Below are 19,187 nucleotides of genomic sequence, written 5' to 3'. Positions count from 1 at the left end.
AACCGCTGGCTGCGGTGCTAAAGAAGAGGAGTATTGCCTGAATCCTATTTTATAAAAAAGGAGGAACCTGTAATTGGATTTATTTAATGGAAACAAAAAATCAAATCAAAGCGACCGTTTTTCATCTATAATGTTCCCCAAAAAAGAAAGACCAGTAAAAGAAGAACCAGTAAAAGAAGAAGAATCCGCTGCTCCTGGAAGCATTGATTATATGCAGCTGATGGAAAGTGTAGATACACTTATGACGATTTATGGGGAATTTAAACCGGCCCTCAGCAAGCTGAACCCCATCATTTTACAGGTGCTGAAAAAATTCGAAAAGCAGGGCTGACAGAAAGCGGCCAAAAAGGCTGATTATCAAGGAACAATAATCAGCCTTATATCCGCTTAACTGGCAGCGGCCCCGACCGCTTCAAGCAGATGCGCACAAGGGCTGCCGGTAACACCCCGGTTGGATCCAGAGTTTTTTAGCTTATTTAGTTTCAGCGTCCTTTAAACCAAGTTCATAGGCTTCATACATGACCTTTGTAAATAAATCCATAAACGGCTGGGCAAGCTCCATTGAAAATGGTACGCCTGCTTCCTCTAACTTCGCTTTCGCTTCCGGAAAGTATTTCATTGCTATTCCCATGAACTCCATAGTCTTGTCTTGATTCATGATTATCCCTCCTTAAGTTTATCCGGCAGTTTGCCGGTTTCTTTGTATAATTGAAAGTATTTCTTCATTTCAGCCTGAAAGCTTTTCTTTACAAGAGGACTGTATTGTCCCATAGTAATTACACCATCTTGAATGTCAAAAAACAAGTTTCCTGACTCCAATTCATTTTTATCAAACTTCTCCGCTGCCCGCACATATAGGGCATCCACATTCTGTATGGTGCTTGTGAGTATAGTGGTGCTTCCCAGATTTGACTGATCCGACACATAGCCAATCGCGTGAAGCTGCTTTTCTTTTAGCCTCTCAATAACAGGCACATTAAATCCGTCGCCTGCAGGATAGAAAATATCATTCCGATTAGAAATCATCCTATTTAGAAGCTGCAGAGCTTTTTCTTCATCGTCCCATCCGTTCACATATTCAACGTCCACTTTTACCTGCTGATCCTGAAATACTGCTCCCTCAACGAATCCTTTCACTTCAGGCTGCCAGTCATATGCGGCAAGCACGCCAATTTGTTTGGTCTGTGACATTTCGGCGGCAACCATACCGCCAAAAAAGCCCATTGCTTTAGCTTTAAAATTAAGGCTTGTTGTATTGGGCTTTGTTGCATCTCCATTAAAACTGACGAATCGTATGTCCGGATATTTGTCCGATATTTCGTTAAAGTATTCAGCATATTCGCTGCCATGGCCGATAATAAGATTAACCCCTTTATCCTGGAGGTCTTTTACTGCCTGCTCAACAATGAATTTGCTGTTCATTTTTTCTTTATAAAATACATCCGCCCCGAAACGGGATTGTATTGCCAGCAATCCTTTATAGCCTTTTGTCCCCCATACCTGATCATTTATCGTATTAGGCACAAGCAGGGCAGCTTTCTTTAAATGACCGGAGCTTTCTGTTTTATAGCAGCCGCTAAGCAGCAAGGCAAATAACATACAGATGCCTATTTTCTTTAACATCCACCGCAACTCCTTCAACGCTGCAGGTGCTTTCACCCGCGGGCGCTTCAGAACTGCATTTCGCCCTGCGGGGTATCCCTCAGCCCGCCCAGGAACCCTGCTCATCCGTTCCAATCAGCAAATGGCCAAAAATAAGAGCAGCACTTACAGGAAAAAATTAGCACCTTTTACTCGAATTCCATTTTACCTTCTTCAATAAAGAATGAAAAGGATTTTAGCTATTCCTCCCATGATGCTGTTTAAGCATCATTATTTTCCTCCAATGTTCTTTTTGCATGTTTATCCCTTCATCAGGGCTTACACTATTTTTCACTTTCAAAACATTAGCTGTTTGGAGGCATTCACCCTCTGAAGGAAACCTATCCAGTATTTCAGTATCAAAAATAAGATTTGCACAGGCTGGCCACTGTTGTTTCTCTGCACTTTCCAGCACGATATTTCCGCCATCATGTTCTTTAAGCTTATCCAAGGCATCGATGAAGTCTGAAATATATATTGCGTCATTTCGATATTCTAAAGAAATGGCTTCAATTGTTTGTTCCTTGCTTTTTTTTTGGATTCCAGTTTCAAAGGCAAATGATTCAGGCTGCCAGGGGCCATAAATGGTTGGCAGATAAACAAACTGGGCATGCGCGAAGGATTTGAGGATGGTCCATAGTTCTGTATGTTCTGCAAAACTCTGCTCTTTCTGGCCAAGCGGGATGAAAATGGTGAGTGTAGGAAGAGGTTGGACGTTTTTGAGATTTATAAGGATCTTGTTGATGGCATCTGCTATTTTTTTCGTGTCCCTTCCAGGCATTCTCCAGAAATCATATAAGCATACATATATCGCGGATGCACCAGGGAATGAAGAAGGCAGTTTCTCATGAAAAGCACTGCTTATAAAATTGGCGTTCCTGCCAAAGGCATCCTTTTTATGTTCATGAATATAATCATCTTCATCCCCTTGGACATGGTCAATTCCAAGAACCTTTTCACCTCTGTCAAGCAAGCGCTCCGTTAAGTGGAAGCCCGTAAACTGTAAAGCGCCAATAACAATTAATGAACACATCCTGCAGCCCCCCTTATTCATGCCAGATTATACCCGAAATGATGCGAATTATTATTTAATCTCGCTGGATTCTGTATGGTATGCAGCGAGCAGTCTCAATATAGCTATTTTTATAGCAATTTTTCATATTTTTGAAAAAATTGCCGTATCTGGCTCGGGATCTTATATCTTTTTTCAGGAAGCAAATAAGTAAATTCCAGCAATTCTTGATCGTTTTGCTGTTTCAGCTCCTGATAAAGCGGATTTTGTTCACCATTGGCATTATCTAAGACTGTTATTATTTTCAAGGGAACTTTTGTCTGGAATGAAAGCTTCTTAGAATCCAGTACGAAGTCTTCAAATTCTCCGGAATCCATCTTATTGGCAGCAGAGGCTTCTTTTAGCCATTTTTTGTAAAAAAACTTACTTTCTTTTTCTTTTATCAGTCTGTTTTTAACAGATAAGCATGGGTTGATGAACACGGCTGAACGGATCAATTCGGGCATGCTTTCCATGAATTTCATGGCAGGTAGTGCGCCTGTCCCTTCTGCTAAAATATGGATTTTACTATTCAGGATTTCACTCTTCATAATCAGAAAATATAATTTCACGGCCAGTTCAAAAGATCTTTGGCTTTCCCACTTCACCCCGTGAAAGTTGGACGAAAAAAGTGTATAGCCGTATTCCTTAAGGGATTCGAGTATTTGAAGCCTTCCTGGATGTTCCCTCCAATAGCTTGTACGTTCTTGAACGAAGTGTCCGCTGTCGCCAAAAATAAGGACTGAAAATCCGCTTGGTTTATGGGGATAATAAACAATGTTCCATTGTCCATCCAAAAGAAATGTTCGCTGTTCCATCAGCTTTACTCCTTTTCTTTAAGTCACTACTATTAATCATATGTTCGCCGCTTAGAATCGAAAGGGAGAAGCGCCTAAGTGCTTATCTGAATTTTACGATCAATTAAGCTATTTTTAACATATCACACAAAAAAGGCAAGGACTTTCTTCCTTTATGAATAGGACGTAAAATTTTGTGAATGCCCCCGGTTTTATTACAGGATGACTGAATGTGCGGCAGGTAATGATTTGCCGCTGTTTCAATGACTCAATTTGTTCATAATTATAATGAAAAAGCAGTTTTATAGTGATATTAATTATGATAAGATAAAAACGACTGCAGTGGAATGAGGTGAATTTCGATGCGATACATTGCTACGCTTTTCTGGACGATGTTATTAATGCATATGCTTACATATGTTGTTTCTTCAATGATTGGGTCTTCATATGATTTTTCAACAGCTATGATTTTAGGAGTAGTGGTAACCGTACTTGTTTTGATTGTTCCTGCTATTATACCTAATGATCCGGTTGAAAAAACTCATCATTAATCCGTTATGTAAGCTAAAGGACATCCATTCCGGATGTCCTTCTTTCTTTTAGCTATATTCATTTTGTTTGCAGGTTTCCGCGAATTGTATTTACTTACCGCGCCAGTGCCCCGTTTCACCAAAGCTTGTTAATCTTTTTTAGTAAGGCTCTTTTCTTAAAGATTGTTGTTTTTTTAATGTGTTCTGCGAGCCGGTCTACATCAGCCAGTTTAGGAGCGAAATTTACGAAAATAGCCTTTAGGAAACAATAAACAATCCATTTTCTTCATTGAAATCCACCGTTAAGGAGGAATCCGATTTTATATTTCCGGCTATGATTTCCCGGGCGGCCATGGTTTCCACATGCTTTTGAATAAACCTTTTTAGCGGCCTAGCCCCATAAACGGGGTCAAATCCCTGGTCAGCAATAAACTCCTTGGCTTTCGATGTAAGAATTAACGATATATTTTGTTCCTCGAGGCGCTTCTGCAGCTGCACGGCCATATTTTCAACAATTTTAATGATTTCCTTTTTTGAAAGAGGCTTAAACAGGACAATATCATCAATACGGTTCAAAAATTCAGGTCGGAAATGTTTCCTTAGATCTGAAAAAACACGCTCTCTCGTTCTGTCATCTATTTTTTCACTTTCTGCTGCAGTCTGGAGCATATAATGGGAGCCAATATTAGAGGTCATGATGATTACTGTATTCCTGCAATTTACTATTCTCCCCTGTGAGTCAGTTATCCTGCCGTCATCAAGCATTTGCAGCAATAAGTTGAACACTTCTCCATGTGCTTTTTCAATTTCATCCAGCAAAACAACTGAATAAGGATTTCTTCTGATTGCCTCGGTCAGCTGTCCGCCCTCCTCGTATCCCACATACCCTGGAGGGGCTCCAATCAGCCGGGAAACAGAGTGTTTCTCCATATACTCAGACATATCAATCCTGATCATATGCTCTTCTGAGTCAAACAGTGTTCCGGCAAGAGCCTTGACCAGCTCTGTTTTACCAACTCCAGTAGGCCCAAGAAAGATAAAAGAGCCTATCGGACGATTAGGATCTTTTATCCCCGCTCTCGCCCTTAGCACCGCATCCGCTACAGCTTCTATCGCTTCATCCTGGCCAACCACTCTTTTTTGAAGAATGCCCGGCAGTTTGAGAAGCTTTTCCCTTTCACTTTCCACTAGCCTGTCGACAGGGATTCCTGTCCAGCTGGCCACAATAGAAGCGATTTCTTCTTCTGTTACCTCCTGCCGAAGCAAACGTGATTCCTGCTTCCCTCTTTCAAGGTATTCCTCCATGCTTTGCAGTTCCTTTTCCATCTCTGGTATTTGCCCGTGCCGCAATTCTGCAGCCCTGTTTAAGTCATATTCACTTTCCGCTATTTCAAGATCACGCCGAAGTTTTTCCAGTTTCCCCCTTCGTTCCTGAACTTGCTGAAGCGATGTTTTCTCACTCAGCCAATCTGACCTTAAGGATTCTGCAAGTTTGCGCTGTTCTGTAAGCTCTTTCCTCAGCTCGTCCAGCCTTTCTTCGCTGCGGGGGTCTTTCTCATTTTTCAGTGCGGCTTCCTCTATCTCGAGCTGCATAACTTTCCTTGTTATCTCATCCAGTTCTAAGGGCATCGAATCAATTTCAGTCCGGATTAATGCACATGCCTCATCAATCAAATCTATAGCCTTGTCAGGCAAAAACCTTTCTGTTATATACCGATTGGATAAAACAGCTGCTGCAACAATGGCCCTGTCCCCAATTCTTACTCCATGATGAATTTCAAAACGCTCTTTTAATCCCCGAAGCATTGTTATGGTATCTTCCACACCAGGCTCAATTACCAGCACCTGCTGAAATCTTCTTTCCAATGCAGGGTCTTTTTCAATATATTTGCGGTATTCATCGAGAGTCGTAGCACCTATGCAATGAAGCTCGCCTCTTGCAAGCATAGGCTTAAGCATATTGCCTGCATCAAGCGAGCCTTCGGTCCGTCCTGCACCCACAATTGTGTGCAGCTCATCAATGAATAACAGGATTCTGCCATCGCTTTTTTTAATTTCCTGCAGTACAGCTTTTAAGCGCTCTTCGAATTCTCCCCGGAATTTTGCACCTGCTATCAGTGCACTCATATCCAGGGAAAAGATCGATTTATCCTTCAGTCCGTCAGGAACATCTTTTCGTACGATCCGCTGAGCCAGCCCTTCTGCTATCGCCGTTTTTCCGACACCTGGTTCTCCAATCAAGACCGGATTATTCTTTGTTTTTCTGGAAAGGATCCTGATTACGCTGCGAATTTCTGAATCCCTGCCGATTACAGGATCGGTTTTGCCTGTTTTCGCTTCAGCTACCAGGTCACGGCCGTATTTTTTCAACACTTCATATGTACCTTCCGGGTTCTGGCTGGTCACGTTTTGATTCCCCCTGATTTTTTTCATTGTATTTTCTGCCATTTGAAAATCAACGCCAAGTTTAGAAAGTATGTCCTTAATTTCTGATTTTCCCACTTTGAATGATGAAAGAAGAAAATGCTCGACCGAAAGGTAGTCGTCATGCATTTGCACCATCATTTCACCTGCTGCCCTAAAGGTATTTTGCAGTGTTGATGACATATAGTTCCTGGCTTCTTTGCTGTCTGCCAGTTCAACGGAAGGCAGCCTGTCTAATCTTTTTTTTAACTCACCCTCAAGTTTCTTATCTCCTTCTTGAATTTCTGCAATTAGTGAATGAAGCAAATGATCTTCTATCTTAGTCAAAGCGGACAGCACATGAAGCTCGCCTATTTCGGGGTGCTTATGTCTGGCCGAAATTTCCTGTGCAATCAATAAAGCCTGCTGCATTTTTTCAGTCATGCTGTTTATATCCATAATATTCCTCCTCATACAAACATTCAGAAGAAGCGTTTTGACCTTTTTTGACCTTTGATTTTATTATACGAAAATTTCTTATAAAGTAAAGATTCATCATCTTCTTTCACAGAAAAAAAGCAAATCCTTTTCCCTCATGAAGAAAAAGAATTTGCTTTTTTATTATGGTTTTCTTTTATATGTCCAATGCCTGTTTCCATTGGTTGTTTCTGGAAAACGGTCTCCAGCATTCAGCCTTACCTTTTTAGGGTTGTTCACCGTGCTTCCTGTTTCTCCTATTTCTACATACATCCCATTGTTCGGGGCCTTTTGACCTGGCGTAAATTGATGACTTTGTCCCATTTCCATCTCTCCTTTTCAATGGCTGTAACCATATTCTTTCCGCAAAAAGGAGTTTCATCACTCGCCATTTTTTAGTAATAATACTTGCAAAATAATAAGAAGGTTAATGAAGCATTAAATCTACAAGCAAAGCTTTTTGGGCATGAAGCCTGTTCCCCGCCTGGCGGAAAACCACCGAATTCGGGCCGTCAATCACCTCAGCAGCTACTTCTTCTTCCCTATGGGCGGGCAGGCAATGCATGAATATATAATCAGGCTTTGCATGTTTCACTAAGTTTTGATCAATTTTAAAATCCTTGAATTCCTTGAGACGGATGCTGTTTTCTTGTTCCTGGCCCATTGATGTCCAAACGTCAGCATACACTGCATCCGCTTCTAAGATGGCCTCTTTTGGTGAATGGGTGATTGTTATTGTGCCCCCATTATGAAGTGCTTCATTTTTCGCAAGCTTTATAACCTCTGAATCCGGCTCATATCCCGCCGGACATGCTATTGAAAAATTCATGCCCGTTTTGGCGCTGGCCAGCATTAATGAATGCGCGACATTGTTTCCGTCTCCAATATAAGCTATGTTAAGTCCCTTGAAACTCCCTTTAATTTCCTGTATCGTCAAAAGGTCAGCCAATGCCTGGCAAGGGTGGTACATGTCGGTCAGTCCGTTTATAACCGGCACATCCGCAGCATTTGCAAGAGCTTCAGCCTTTGAATGTTCATGTGTCCTAAGCATCAGGGCATCCACAAATTGAGACAAAACCTTTCCTGTATCTTCAATGGTCTCGCCTCTGCCCAGCTGAATGTCATCGCTGCTTAAAAATAGAGCATGCCCCCCCAGCTGAAGCATCCCTGCTTCAAATGATACTCTTGTTCTTGTTGAAGATTTTTCAAAAATCATTCCCAATATTTTTCCTTTTAAAGGATGATATTCTTCACCGCTTGACTGTTTTAGTTTAATTTCTCCTGCCAGCTCCAGCAGTTTTAGGATATCAATGCCTGTCATATCAGCAAGTGAAAGAAAATCCTTTGTTTTTATAATATTTTTTTTATTCAATTTGGCCATTGCGGTCATATGGAAATCACGTCCTTTTTGTATCTTTCCTTCCATTCCTGTAGCGAAGCTATTTCCGCCTCATTTTCCGCGAACGACTGTACATACGCTGCGAAGGTTTCTTCTTCCGTAAAAACAAGAAGGCGATGCTTAATTGCCCATAACCTGATTTCCTTGTCGTCTGCACTGCTTCCATATGAAAGGACAGCAGCACCTGTTTCGCGTTCTGCCCAGCTCCTAAAATCACCGCTTGAAATTTCAAACCCAAGATCTGCTGCGGCATCCTGAAGGTCTGCCGGCAAATTGACGGATTGTGTTTTAAAAATGCCTTTACTCCCTGATTTGCGGTGCGGATACACCTTATTCAGAGCTTCATTTTTTGTTCGCCCGATTGCGATGCCTTCACCGGTGGATTTCATAACAGGACCTATTTTAGTATCAAGCCCTGATAGTGCAAAGGAAGAAAACACAGGATACTTTACTGCTGTATAAGGCAATTTTTCCTGAAGTCCAGCTGACCCTGCAGCTTCATATAGTGATTGCTTGCGGTAAATAATTTTTGCAGCAGCTTCTACAAGAGGAATACCGGATATTTTGCTGATAATAGGCACGGTTCTGCTGGCTCTGGGGTTAACTTCCAGAACATAAACGTCATTTCCTTTTATCACAAATTGTATGTTCATTAATCCTGTATATTTTAGCTCTGAAACAATCCTTTTTGAGTAGAGCACCATTTTTTCTTTTACAGAATCTGAAAGTGTTTCTTCCGGAAGAAGGACCATGCTGTCTCCTGAATGGACACCTGCTTTTTCAATATGCTCAGCAATGAGGGGAATGAAGATATCCTTACCGTCTGCAAGGAGGTCAATTTCCGCTTCCTTGCCGGGTATGTACGAATCAACCAAAATTGGATACATCAGCTCTTCCTGCTGCTCCATGATTCTCTTCAAATCCTTTTCACCAGAAATGATTTCCATTCCCTGGCCTCCGATTACATATGATGGCCTTAAAAGAACGGGATAGCCGATTTGCTCAATACAGGCTGCTATTTCGCCTTTGTTTGCGGCCTCTTTACCAGGCACATGCGGAATTTCCAGATTCTTAAGAAGCTGATAAAATCTCCTCCTGTCCTCCAGCTGATCCACAATGTCATATGAGGTTCCCAGGAGATTCACATGATGCTTCTCCAGATCCTGCGCAAGATTAATGGCGGTTTGCCCTCCGAATTGAACGATTACATCTGTTATATTTTCTGCCTCGATCACATTCAATACATATTCAAGCGTGAGAGGTTCAAAATATAACCGGTCAGCTATGGCAAAGTCCGTACTGACTGTTTCTGGATTATTATTGATCATGATCGCTTCGGCATTTTCTTTTTGGAGGGCAAGCACTCCATGTACCGAACAATAATCAAACTCAATCCCCTGGCCTATGCGTATTGGGCCGCTGCCAATGATGAGCACTTTCTTTTTGTCAGTGATCACCTGTTCATTTTCGCCAAAATAGGCTGAATAGTAGTAATTGGAAGGAGATTCGAATTCCGCTGCACAGGTATCAACAGTTTTGTAAACGGCCGTAATGCCCTGTTTTTTACGCCACTTCCTCACATCAGATTCTTTCTCGTCCCAGGTGAAGGCCAGGTACCGGTCTGAAAACCCTTTTTCTTTATACATCATCATTTCCTCTTTTTTTATTGAATGAAGAGTGAGGGAACTAATATTCTTTTCATCTTCAATCAAAGAAGCAAATGACTTTAAAAAGAATGGGTCGATTGCTGTTACCTTACAAATATCTTCAGAGGGAAGACCTCTTCTTAAAAGTTCAAAAATAATAAAGATTCTTTCGTCTGTGGATTCTTTAAGCATGCTCTTTAATTCAGCCATATCCTTGTCTTCAAGGCCCAGGAGCTTCAGCCCTATTGTTTTCAGTTCTAAGGAGTCTATGGCTTTTTGTATGGCTCCTTCAAAACTTCTGTGCAGCGCCATTACTTCTCCGGTTGCTTTCATTTGGGTCCCAAGCTTTCTGTATGCTGTACTGAATTTATCAAATGGCCAGCGGGGAAACTTTACGGCCACATAATCCAGGGCAGGCTCAAAGCTTGAATAGGTGCTCTGTGTTACCGGATTGGCCAGTTCAGACAACTGGAAGCCAACAGCCAATTTGGCGGCAATTCTGGCAATAGGGTAACCGGTGGCCTTGGATGCAAGCGCAGAAGAACGGCTGACCCTAGGATTCACTTCAATTAAATAGTACTTTTTGCTAAAAGGGTCCAAAGCAAATTGAATATTGCAGCCCCCCACTATTCCTAACGCGGAAATGATTTTAATGGACGCAGAGCGGAGCATATGAAATTCTTCGTCTGTCAAAGTCTGTGAGGGCGCGACAACAACTGAATCGCCTGTATGGATCCCTACCGGATCGATATTTTCCATGTTGCAGATTGTAATGCAGGTTCCATTGCTGTCCCGCATTACTTCATATTCGATTTCTTTAAAGCCAGCTATGCTTTTCTCAATCAGGCATTGGGTGATTGGGCTTTCCTGCAATCCGCTTCGGACGATGGAAGCTAAGTCCCCGAAATTATCTGCAATTCCGCCCCCCGTTCCCCCAAGTGTATAAGCAGGACGAATGATGATAGGAAAACCTGTGCTTTCTGCAAATGCATGGGCTTCTTCCATAGTGGTGACAATCGTGCTTTCTGGTACCGGCTCATCAATTTCCAGCATAAGGCTCCTGAATAACTCCCGGTCTTCCCCTTTTTTTATTGATTCAATGGGAGTCCCAAGCAGTTTAACTCCGTATTTATCCAAAACCCCCTGTTCATGAAGCTGAAAAGCAAGATTCAATCCTGTTTGGCCACCGAGCGTCGCAAGAAGTCCATCAGGTTTTTCCTTCATGATTATTTTTTCGACGTTTTCACAGGTCATTGGCTCAAAGTAAACAGCATCTGCATGAAGCTCATCCGTCATAATCGTGGCAGGGTTATTATTGATAAGAATTACTTTATAGCCTTCTTCCTTCAGCGCCAGGCAGCCCTGTGTCCCTGCATAATCAAATTCTGCCGCCTGGCCGATGATAATCGGCCCTGAGCCGATAACTAGTATTGTATGGATATTCTTATCTTTAGGCATATACTTTTTCTCTCCCGCCGCATTCATCTATCAAGGCCAAAAAATCATGAAATAGCTGAATATTCTCTGCCGGTCCCGGATGTGCTTCAGGATGATATTGAGCGGTCATAATCGGCAGTGTTTTGTGCATGAGCCCTTCTACTGTCCCATCATTAACATTTCGGTAACGCACCCTGAGCGGTGTTTGATCAAGGCTGGATTCATCGACCATGAAACTGTGGTTCTGAGAACTCATATATACTTTCTTCGTTATCAAGTCCATAACCGGCTGATTTGCCCCTCTGTGACCGAAGAGCATTTTTTTTGTATTTCCCCCAAAAGCAAGAGCTGCCAGCTGGTGGCCAAGGCAAATGCCCATAGTAGGATAGCTTGAGGCAATGTTTTTTATATTCCCAAGCAGATATTTCAGCTGTTTAGGATCACCAGGTCCATTGGATAAAAGAATTCCGTCCGGCTTAAGTTGATGAATCGTTCCCGCGGCCGTATTATATGGAACCACAGTGACCCTGCAGCCATTATTGACGAGCGTCTGCAGAATTGATTTTTTATATCCAAAATCCATTAGCACAATATGTTTTTTTCCATTTCCATAGCATTCCGAAGTTTTGACAGATACATCTGCCACCGGAGATAAGGTTGAGTCAATCCCCTTAAAGCTTCCTTTCTCTTCATGCTCCGAAATGGCAGCGTCCATGGAGCCGCTGCGGCGGATTTGTTTAACGACGGCCCTTGTGTCAATCCTGCTTATTAAGGGGATATTCCACTTGTTCAGGTATTCAGCCAGCGAATATTCAGACTGGTAGTGTGAATGGGCCATGTTTCCTTCATAAACAGCCACCCCGGCTAAATGGGGTTTTTTGCTTTCAAAATCATGACGGTTGATTCCATAATTTCCAATCAGGGGATATGTGAAAACAACAATTTGATTACTGTAGGATGGATCTGTCAGAACCTCCTGATACCCGGTCATGCCCGTAAAAAAGACAATTTCTCCAGCGGCCTCCTTACCATGGTGATCTGTCAGCAATGTTCCTTCATATGATGCTCCATTGGATAAATGCAGAAAACTTTTCAAAGCGCTCACCTCTGTTGAAGTTTATATTTATTAAAACAAAAGAATATTTATTCATTTTTAGTTATGAAAATTCAGGTATTCTGCTTGACTCTCAGTGCCTCTCCTATTACTTTTGCAGCATAATCAAATTCCTCTTGCTGTGCTGTTAACGGCGGAAGCAATCTCAAAACATTAGAGCCTGCAGTCAATACAAGCAGCCCTTCTTTTTGAAGCTCCAGCAAAATGTTTTCACTGCCTTCTTTTAGTTCAATGCCAATCATCAGCCCCAGCCCGCGGATCTCTGACACGTCTTTTGCATCACTTAATGTGTGCTGAAGCTGTTTCAAAAAGAGTCCGGCTTTTTTTTCTGTTTCCGCTTGAAAATCCGGTTCCATGATTTTTTTCAATACGGCCTCTGCTGCTGAAATGCTGACAGGATTCCCCCCGAACGTCGATCCATGGCTGCCTGGTCCAAAGTAATCTGCAAGATTTTCTTTCCCTATCATTGCACCTATGGGAAGACCATTTCCGAGCCCTTTTGCAGAAGTAATGATATCCGGGGAAATATCAAAGTGCTGGAATGCGAAGGGCTTGCCTGTTCTGCCGATGCCTGTTTGAATTTCATCAATAATAATCAGGGCTCCGGATTCCCTGCATGCCTCTGTAATGGCAGTCAGGAATTCCTGGCAGGCAGGATGGACTCCTCCTTCTCCCTGGACAATCTCGAGCATTACAGCAGCCGTATTTTTATCCACCGTTTTTTTTACTTCTTCACTATTGTTAAAAGATATATATTGAAATTCCTTTAACATTGGACCGTATCCAGTCCGCACCTTTTCCTGCCCTGTTGCAGCCATTCCGGCAAACGTCCGGCCGTGAAAGGAACCATGGCATGTGATGATCTTGCTTTTCCCAGTCGCTTTGCGTGCCAATTTAATTGCAGCTTCATTGGCCTCTGCTCCGCTATTTGCAAAAAAGACACGATCTAAACCAGATGCTTCCGCCAAGAGTGCTGCGGCTGATTCTTGCTTTGAATTGCGGAACATATTAGAGGTATGCCAAAAATGATTGAGCTGTTCCTTAACAGCATCCATGACATAGTCGCTGCAGTGTCCCAATCCGGTTACACCAATGCCCGAAGTAAAGTCCAGATATTTTTTGCCGTCAGCTGCAGTCAGCCAGGAACCCTTAGCCGTTTTGGGCTCTATATCCCAGCGCTGGTAAGTAGGAAATAAAGAATTCAATTCAGCACCCTCTTTTCGTTAATAAATTTGGTGCCGGTAAAGGCTCCATTTCTGTAAAAAGCATTTTTCCCGCTGGCAATCATTACATTTTCAATACCATTATCCAAAACCGACAGTGCCGTGTTCACCTTTGGAATCATTCCTCCAGTTACTTCTCCAGATTGAATTAAAGCATGAGCTTCGTCCCGGTTAAGCTCCTCAATAATTTGGCCATTCTTCATGACTCCAGGTACATCACTGACAAAAATGCATTTTTCCGCCCTCAGCTCTTTCGCTACTGCACCTGCAGCAAGGTCTGCATTTACATTCAATTTACCCCCGCTTCCGTTAGAGGAAATCGGAGTCAGTACAGGACAATATCCTCTGTCAAACAATAACTGAAGAAGTTCGGTATTGACCTTTTCAACATTGCCGACAGCTCCCAGGCTGCTCTCGTCAATAGGGCTTCCCGTCAGAATTCCGGCATCAGAACCATTTAAACCGACTGCCTGAATTCCGCAGGTTTCAAGTTTATGCACCAAACAGCGATTTGATTTGCCTGAGAGCATTAATTCCGCGATATTAAAAACCTCCTTCGTAGTAACTCTTAAGCCATTTTTGAAGGCTGGAACAATGCTGCTTTTTTCAAGCATCAAATTAATATCAGGACCGCCGCCGTGAACAAAGATTATTTGATATCCTTCTTTTTGCAGGTCTTTTATACTTTCAAAAAAAGCCCCAGAAAGATTTTCAATAATGCTGCCTCCGCACTTTATCACTAATACAGCCATATACATTCTCCTTTAGGTCCGGTAGCTGGCATTGATTTTCACATAATCATAGGTAAGATCACAGCCCCATGCCGTTCCCGTTTCATTGCCTTCCTTTAAATGGACGTTAATGGTGATAGAATCTTCTTCCAGGTACTTTTTTGCGGCTCCTTCTGAAAATGGATGCGGCTCTCCTTCCTTGAAGACCAGAATATCACCAAATAAAATATCTGCAGCATCAGGATTGAACTTCAGCCCGCTTCTGCCCATTGCTGCTATAATCCTCCCCCAATTGGCGTCTGCTCCATAAGCTGCCGTTTTTACAAGGCTTGAACCCACAATGACCTTTGCCATCTGCTGTGCGTCCTGCTTCGTTTTCATTCCTGAGACGTTTACTTCAATAAGCTTTGTAGCTCCTTCTCCGTCCCGTGCAATCTGCTTTGCAAGGTTTTCTGCAACAGCCTTCAGCAGTCCGAGAAATACATCCCATTCAGGGTGTAAGGAAGTAAGCGGCCTGTTCCCGGCAGCACCATTTGCCAATATCAGCACCATATCATTGGTTGATGTATCTCCGTCTACGGTGATTTGGTTAAAAGAAGCATCTGCGGCTTGGCAAAGCGCTGCTTTTAGTTCTGCGGATTCCACGTTCGCATCGGTAGTGATGAAGCCAAGCATTGTTGCCATGTTTGGATGTATCATGCCTGATCCTTTGGCGGCGCCGCCCATTGTAATTGTTTTTCCATCAATGACAGCGCGGTAGCTGCAGCTTTTTGTCACTGTGTCTGTTGTTAATATGGCTTCTTCAAAATCCTTGGCGGCCCTGGCATTGCAAGAGGTCTCTATCATGCTGATTCCTTTTTTAATTTTATCCATTTCCAGATATTCGCCAATTACACCTGTGGAGGCGACTGCAAAATAACGGGAAGGAAGATTGAATTTACCCGCCATCACTTCTCTTGTTTCATATGCATCCAAAAGTCCCTGTTTTCCTGTACATGCATTTGCACAGGCGCTGTTTACAATGATTCCATGAAGCTTCCCTTCTGCATTAATACTGTTCTGTGTTACTTCAAGCGGTGCTGCTCTCACTTCGCTTTGAGTGTAAACCGCTGCACAGCTTGCAGGCAGTTTTGTAAAAATCATGCCGATGTCTTTTTTTGAATACCGCAAACCGGCATGCACGCCTCCCGCTTCAAATCCTATCGGCGAGACTATACTTCCATCTGTCATTTGTTCTATGTTTCCAGCCTGCTGCAAGATTTTCATTTTAGCCCTCCGGTTTTGTTTTAAGGATATACTGGAATATTCAGCAATCCTGTCTCTTCTTTTAGGCCCATCATAATATTTGCATTTTGGATTGCCTGGCCTGCCGCTCCTTTCACAAGATTATCTATTACAGAAACAATGGTTGCTTTATTTGTCCTTTTATCATATGAAACGCCTATATCACAGAAGTTGCTGCCATATACCTGCTTTGTGCATGGAAATGTTCCAAGGTTCTGTATTCGGACAAATGGATTTTTTTCATATGTGCTTTTATATAATTCAGCTAAATGAGATGCCGAGGTCTCTTGTTTTAAAGCAATGTGCATCGTTGCCATTATGCCTCTTGTCATCGGGATAAGATGAGTATTGAAGGTGATTGGCTTATTTCCGTATGACCAGGATGAAAGCTGCTGCTCGATTTCAGGAATATGCTGATGCTGATTCACTTTATAAATTTTCAAGTTTTCGTTCATCTCACTGAAATGGCTCATCGCTGTGTGTGCTTTTCCTGCGCCCGATACCCCGGACATTGCATCAATCACTATGTCACCCGCTACTAAGTTTTCAGTAATTAGCGGGGCGAGGCCCAACAGTGCGGCAGTAGCATAACAACCTGGGTTTGCTATGATTCTCGCATTTCCTATTGATGCTGCATTCCACTCTGAAAGGCCATACACCGCTTCATTAACAAGTTCCTGAGGGGCGGATTTATGTTTATACCATCTTTCATATTCGCCAGGCGTTTTGAGCCTTAAATCACCTGATAAATCAATAATCCTCACATCATAGTTATGTAATGCAGACACAAGCTCTCCTGAAATCCCTGAAGGAGCCGCAACAAAAACCAGTTCTGATGCGGATGCTATTTCACCAGGATCAAACTCTAGAATATTCATATTTTTATGCATTAAGTGTGCATATTCATCTGTCATACCTCTGATTCCAGAAGAAGATCCATGCACGGATACAATCTCTATTCCCGGATGATTATCCAGAATACGGATCAACTCTAAACCGCTGTAGCCTGAAGCTCCAACAATGGATGCCCTCAAGATATCATCTCCACTTCCCGAGCGCACCGGCTCTTTATTTCTATTATTATATGATTGAATAAAAATTAAATCAATTGTATTTTTATAAATTTTTAGTTATTTTTAATCACTCTTCCACTCTTTCCATAATGAATACATGGAAAACCGTTCAATAACATTTGATGATACCTCGATCTCCTGGTAAGCCTACATGCAAAAAAGCCGTATTTAATTTGTAGTTTGGAATAAGTATGCATCTTTCTGGTCTGCCCTTGTTACACAAGCCGGTTGATTTCCACAGCAGGATGCATCGCTTCAATCAACCTGGGTCTAATAAAAATAATGGCTGTTTTCGTAAACTTTGCTGCTATGGAACAAGTGGTTGATTCCCGATCCAGGGTGCTTTTCCGCGTGGCGGGCGGTGAGCATCCTCAGCATTGCCTGCGGGGTCTCACCTTCCCGCAAATCTAAGCAGGCATCACGCACCTTTCGCTCCAATCTACCTCATTTAATACGCTTCACAGAACTCAAAAAAAACAATAATCTTTAATAAAAGAGCCAAAATAAAAGCCAGAAAAATAACCTTGTAAGACTTGCTCATTGCCCGGCAACTGCAGCCATTTATGCATGCGGGCTGATTAAAAGACAAAAAAAAGACCTGATTGCAAAATCAGATCTTTTTGTTCTTAGCCGCCTATATAAGACATTTCAATTTTTTCCTGATGAATGTTTTTACCTTCTGCCCGTTCATCTGAGTATCTATCTTTCCGGTGATTCCAGAGGGAGACAATATGAGCAGTCAATTCGCTGTCAGTCATTTCAGAACGCAGAAGTCCCTTTATATCATGTCCGTTTCCATTAAACAAACAGGTATAAAGGCTTCCGTTTGCTGAAAGTCTTGCCCTGGTGCAGCTGCCGCAGAACGATTCTGAAACAGAGGTGATAAATCCGACTTCGGTATCTGTACCCTTGTAGCGATATCTTTTTGCTACCTCACCAAAATAATCTGCTTCTGCCGGCTCAATTTCAAATTCAGATTGCAGCAGTTCAATAATTTCTTTCTTTGTCACAACATTTTCCATTTGCCAGCCATTTGTGCTCCCAACATCCATGAACTCGATGTAACGGAGCTGTATTCCTTCTTTAAGGCAAAAGCGTGCCATTGGCAGGATCTGATTCTCATTCAGTCCTTTTTTAACAACCATGTTTACTTTAACACCCAGTCCTGCTTCTTTAGCAGCCTGAATGCCCTCCATAACAGCTTTGGTTCCTATATTTCTGCCGTTAATTTGCTTGAAAAGCTCATCATCTATGCTGTCTAGGCTGATATTTACACGGTGCACACCTGATTCTTTTAATTCTTTCGCGTATCTTTTAAGAAAAACGCCATTGGTTGTTAAACCAATATCGTTAATTCCTTCAATTTGTGACAAGTTTTTAATTAACTTGGGAAGATCTTTTCTGAGGAGGGGCTCTCCTCCAGTCAATCTCAGTTTTTCAACTCCAAGGCTTGCAAATATTCTGGCCGTCCGCTCGATTTCCTCATAAGATAGCAATTCGCTTTTAGGAAGAAAATGAAAATTTTCATTAAAAATTTCAGCAGGCATGCAATATTGACATCTGAAGTTGCAGCGATCTATAACAGAAATCCGCAAGTCTCTTAAGGGTCTGTCCAGAGCATCTTTGACTTTGGTGTTATACAAACTTCTTCACTCCCTTAGAGGTATGAATTCAGCAAATCTTGATTGTTTTATCTATTTATATCTAAAAAGAGTATTTTCAAACAGTTATTCACCGTTTATTTTTGTCCTGCTTAAAAACAGTGAAAATGAAATAATAACTGATTGTATCATTTTTTGTTAGCATTGAACAATAATCAGCTTATGGCTTTTGCCGCAAGTCTAATCTGTTTAAGATATGCAGCTTCGGGAGCAATAAATGACCATGCAAAAAACCGGATTTCAACAAAACAAAAATCTTCTAAAAGGCAAAAAACATGCTGCCTTTTGTCATTCTCGTTCTGCAGATTCCGGCTTAATGTCCATCATTGTTAAAATTCATATCTATATTCTTTGTCTTCCGTCCGGTCCGTTTTACTTAATCCCAAGGGCAATCTTGGCATATCGTGACATTCTATCCTTTGACCAAGGCGGATTCCAGACAATATTGACTTCTGTTTCTTTAATTTCCGGAATATCCTCAAGCACATATTTCACTTGATCCACAATGGTGCCGGCAAGAGGGCAGCCCATAGCAGTTAGTGTCATGGTCACAGTAGCCAGACCTTCTTCATTTAAATCAGCATCATAAACTAAACCTAAATTTACTATATCTATGCCAAGTTCAGGGTCGATGACCTGTTCTAAAGCCCCCATAATGTTATCTTTTAAATCCTGGTCCATGCTTTTCACTCCTTTACTGGATCTTTCTTATGCTTTTTA

Annotated in this window: 17 protein-coding genes; 2 read left to right on the top strand and 15 right to left on the bottom strand. The window is 42.1% G+C overall.

Annotated features, from left to right (window positions below; translation table 11 throughout):
• The first annotated feature begins 73 nt into the window (after window positions 1-73).
• Window positions 74-331: a hypothetical protein gene (locus ACN6MY_RS07640; protein ID WP_419883426.1), complete on the top strand. Its 258-nt coding sequence runs from the start codon at window positions 74-76 to the stop codon at window positions 329-331.
• Window positions 332-472: 141 nt separating this feature from the next.
• On the opposite strand, the gene ACN6MY_RS07635 is transcribed toward ACN6MY_RS07640, so the two are convergent.
• The 4 genes from ACN6MY_RS07635 to ACN6MY_RS07620 all read right to left on the bottom strand — a co-directional run bounded on the left by ACN6MY_RS07635 (window position 473) and on the right by ACN6MY_RS07620 (window position 3,510).
• Window positions 473-658, bottom strand: a complete 186-nt coding sequence (locus tag ACN6MY_RS07635; protein ID WP_071351915.1) for a ComZ family protein — start codon at window positions 656-658, stop codon at window positions 473-475.
• 2 nt (window positions 659-660) lie between these two features.
• Window positions 661-1,623 (bottom strand): BMP family ABC transporter substrate-binding protein, encoded by a 963-nt coding sequence (locus tag ACN6MY_RS07630; protein WP_419883425.1) that lies wholly within the window; start codon window positions 1,621-1,623, stop codon window positions 661-663.
• A 214-nt stretch (window positions 1,624-1,837) separates the two neighbouring features.
• Window positions 1,838-2,674: a hypothetical protein gene (locus ACN6MY_RS07625; RefSeq protein ID WP_419883424.1), complete on the bottom strand. Its 837-nt coding sequence runs from the start codon at window positions 2,672-2,674 to the stop codon at window positions 1,838-1,840.
• A gap of 110 nt (window positions 2,675-2,784) precedes the next feature.
• Entirely contained in the window at window positions 2,785-3,510 is a 726-nt protein-coding gene (locus ACN6MY_RS07620; protein WP_419883423.1) for a hydrolase, read from the bottom strand.
• Window positions 3,511-3,851: 341 nt separating this feature from the next.
• On the opposite strand from ACN6MY_RS07620, the gene ACN6MY_RS07615 reads away from it, so the two are divergent.
• Window positions 3,852-4,040 (top strand): YjzD family protein, encoded by a 189-nt coding sequence (locus ACN6MY_RS07615; RefSeq protein ID WP_071351911.1) that lies wholly within the window; start codon window positions 3,852-3,854, stop codon window positions 4,038-4,040.
• Window positions 4,041-4,277: 237 nt separating this feature from the next.
• On the opposite strand, the gene clpB is transcribed toward ACN6MY_RS07615, so the two are convergent.
• From clpB to ACN6MY_RS07560, 11 genes are all read right to left on the bottom strand, one after another.
• Window positions 4,278-6,881: an ATP-dependent chaperone ClpB gene (clpB, locus tag ACN6MY_RS07610; RefSeq protein ID WP_419883422.1), complete on the bottom strand. Its 2,604-nt coding sequence runs from the start codon at window positions 6,879-6,881 to the stop codon at window positions 4,278-4,280.
• Between the two features lie 162 nt (window positions 6,882-7,043).
• Complete coding sequence (locus tag ACN6MY_RS07605; RefSeq protein ID WP_071351909.1) at window positions 7,044-7,223, bottom strand: YjzC family protein; 180 nt, start codon at window positions 7,221-7,223, stop codon at window positions 7,044-7,046.
• Between the two features lie 103 nt (window positions 7,224-7,326).
• Window positions 7,327-8,280 carry an ornithine carbamoyltransferase gene (argF, locus tag ACN6MY_RS07600; protein ID WP_419884103.1) on the bottom strand — a complete coding sequence of 318 codons (954 nt, stop codon included), beginning with the start codon at window positions 8,278-8,280 and terminating at the stop codon, window positions 7,327-7,329.
• A 5-nt stretch (window positions 8,281-8,285) separates the two neighbouring features.
• Window positions 8,286-11,402, bottom strand: coding sequence for a carbamoyl phosphate synthase large subunit (locus ACN6MY_RS07595; RefSeq protein ID WP_419883421.1), 3,117 nt, complete (start codon window positions 11,400-11,402; stop codon window positions 8,286-8,288).
• A complete protein-coding gene (locus tag ACN6MY_RS07590) occupies window positions 11,395-12,477 on the bottom strand; it encodes a carbamoyl phosphate synthase small subunit (RefSeq protein ID WP_419883420.1) in 1,083 nt (360 codons plus the stop codon). Before ACN6MY_RS07590 ends, ACN6MY_RS07595 begins: the two co-directional genes overlap by 8 nt.
• A 71-nt stretch (window positions 12,478-12,548) precedes the next feature.
• On the bottom strand, window positions 12,549-13,700 hold the full coding sequence (locus ACN6MY_RS07585; RefSeq protein WP_419883419.1) for an acetylornithine transaminase: 1,152 nt from the start codon (window positions 13,698-13,700) through the stop codon (window positions 12,549-12,551).
• Entirely contained in the window at window positions 13,697-14,470 is a 774-nt protein-coding gene (gene argB / locus ACN6MY_RS07580) for an acetylglutamate kinase (protein ID WP_419883418.1), read from the bottom strand. Before argB ends, ACN6MY_RS07585 begins: the two co-directional genes overlap by 4 nt.
• Window positions 14,471-14,482: 12 nt before the next feature.
• Window positions 14,483-15,715: a bifunctional ornithine acetyltransferase/N-acetylglutamate synthase gene (gene argJ / locus ACN6MY_RS07575; protein WP_419883417.1), complete on the bottom strand. Its 1,233-nt coding sequence runs from the start codon at window positions 15,713-15,715 to the stop codon at window positions 14,483-14,485.
• Window positions 15,716-15,735: 20 nt separating this feature from the next.
• Window positions 15,736-16,767, bottom strand: coding sequence for an N-acetyl-gamma-glutamyl-phosphate reductase (gene argC / locus ACN6MY_RS07570; RefSeq protein ID WP_419883416.1), 1,032 nt, complete (start codon window positions 16,765-16,767; stop codon window positions 15,736-15,738).
• 665 nt (window positions 16,768-17,432) lie between these two features.
• Window positions 17,433-18,449, bottom strand: a complete 1,017-nt coding sequence (moaA, locus tag ACN6MY_RS07565; RefSeq protein WP_419883415.1) for a GTP 3',8-cyclase MoaA — start codon at window positions 18,447-18,449, stop codon at window positions 17,433-17,435.
• A gap of 390 nt (window positions 18,450-18,839) precedes the next feature.
• A complete protein-coding gene (locus ACN6MY_RS07560) occupies window positions 18,840-19,148 on the bottom strand; it encodes a metal-sulfur cluster assembly factor (protein WP_419883414.1) in 309 nt (102 codons plus the stop codon).
• Window positions 19,149-19,187 lie beyond the last annotated feature (39 nt).

The organism is Peribacillus sp. B-H-3 (assembly GCF_048572925.1).
GTDB lineage: Bacteria > Bacillota > Bacilli > Bacillales > DSM-1321 > Peribacillus.
The sequence above is the reverse complement of the archived record's forward strand: the minus strand, read 5'-3'. Positions and strand labels throughout refer to the sequence as shown.

Excerpts from the sequence above, each read along its gene's own strand:
- ACN6MY_RS07595 (WP_419883421.1), bottom strand. The coding sequence starts at position 11,402 with ATGCCTAAAGATAAGAATATCCATACAATACTAGTTATCGGCTCAGGG.
- ACN6MY_RS07620 (WP_419883423.1), bottom strand. The coding sequence starts at position 3,510 with ATGGAACAGCGAACATTTCTTTTGGATGGACAATGGAACATTGTTTAT.
- ACN6MY_RS07635 (WP_071351915.1), bottom strand. The coding sequence starts at position 658 with ATGAATCAAGACAAGACTATGGAGTTCATGGGAATAGCAATGAAATAC.
- ACN6MY_RS07605 (WP_071351909.1), bottom strand. The coding sequence starts at position 7,223 with ATGGGACAAAGTCATCAATTTACGCCAGGTCAAAAGGCCCCGAACAAT.
- ACN6MY_RS07560 (WP_419883414.1), bottom strand. The coding sequence starts at position 19,148 with ATGGACCAGGATTTAAAAGATAACATTATGGGGGCTTTAGAACAGGTC.
- ACN6MY_RS07615 (WP_071351911.1), top strand. The coding sequence starts at position 3,852 with ATGCGATACATTGCTACGCTTTTCTGGACGATGTTATTAATGCATATG.
- argB (WP_419883418.1), bottom strand. The coding sequence starts at position 14,470 with ATGGCTGTATTAGTGATAAAGTGCGGAGGCAGCATTATTGAAAATCTT.
- argF (WP_419884103.1), bottom strand. The coding sequence starts at position 8,280 with ATGGCCAAATTGAATAAAAAAAATATTATAAAAACAAAGGATTTTCTT.
- ACN6MY_RS07625 (WP_419883424.1), bottom strand. The coding sequence starts at position 2,674 with ATGTGTTCATTAATTGTTATTGGCGCTTTACAGTTTACGGGCTTCCAC.
- argJ (WP_419883417.1), bottom strand. The coding sequence starts at position 15,715 with ATGAAAATCTTGCAGCAGGCTGGAAACATAGAACAAATGACAGATGGA.
- clpB (WP_419883422.1), bottom strand. The coding sequence starts at position 6,881 with ATGGATATAAACAGCATGACTGAAAAAATGCAGCAGGCTTTATTGATT.
- ACN6MY_RS07630 (WP_419883425.1), bottom strand. The coding sequence starts at position 1,623 with ATGTTAAAGAAAATAGGCATCTGTATGTTATTTGCCTTGCTGCTTAGC.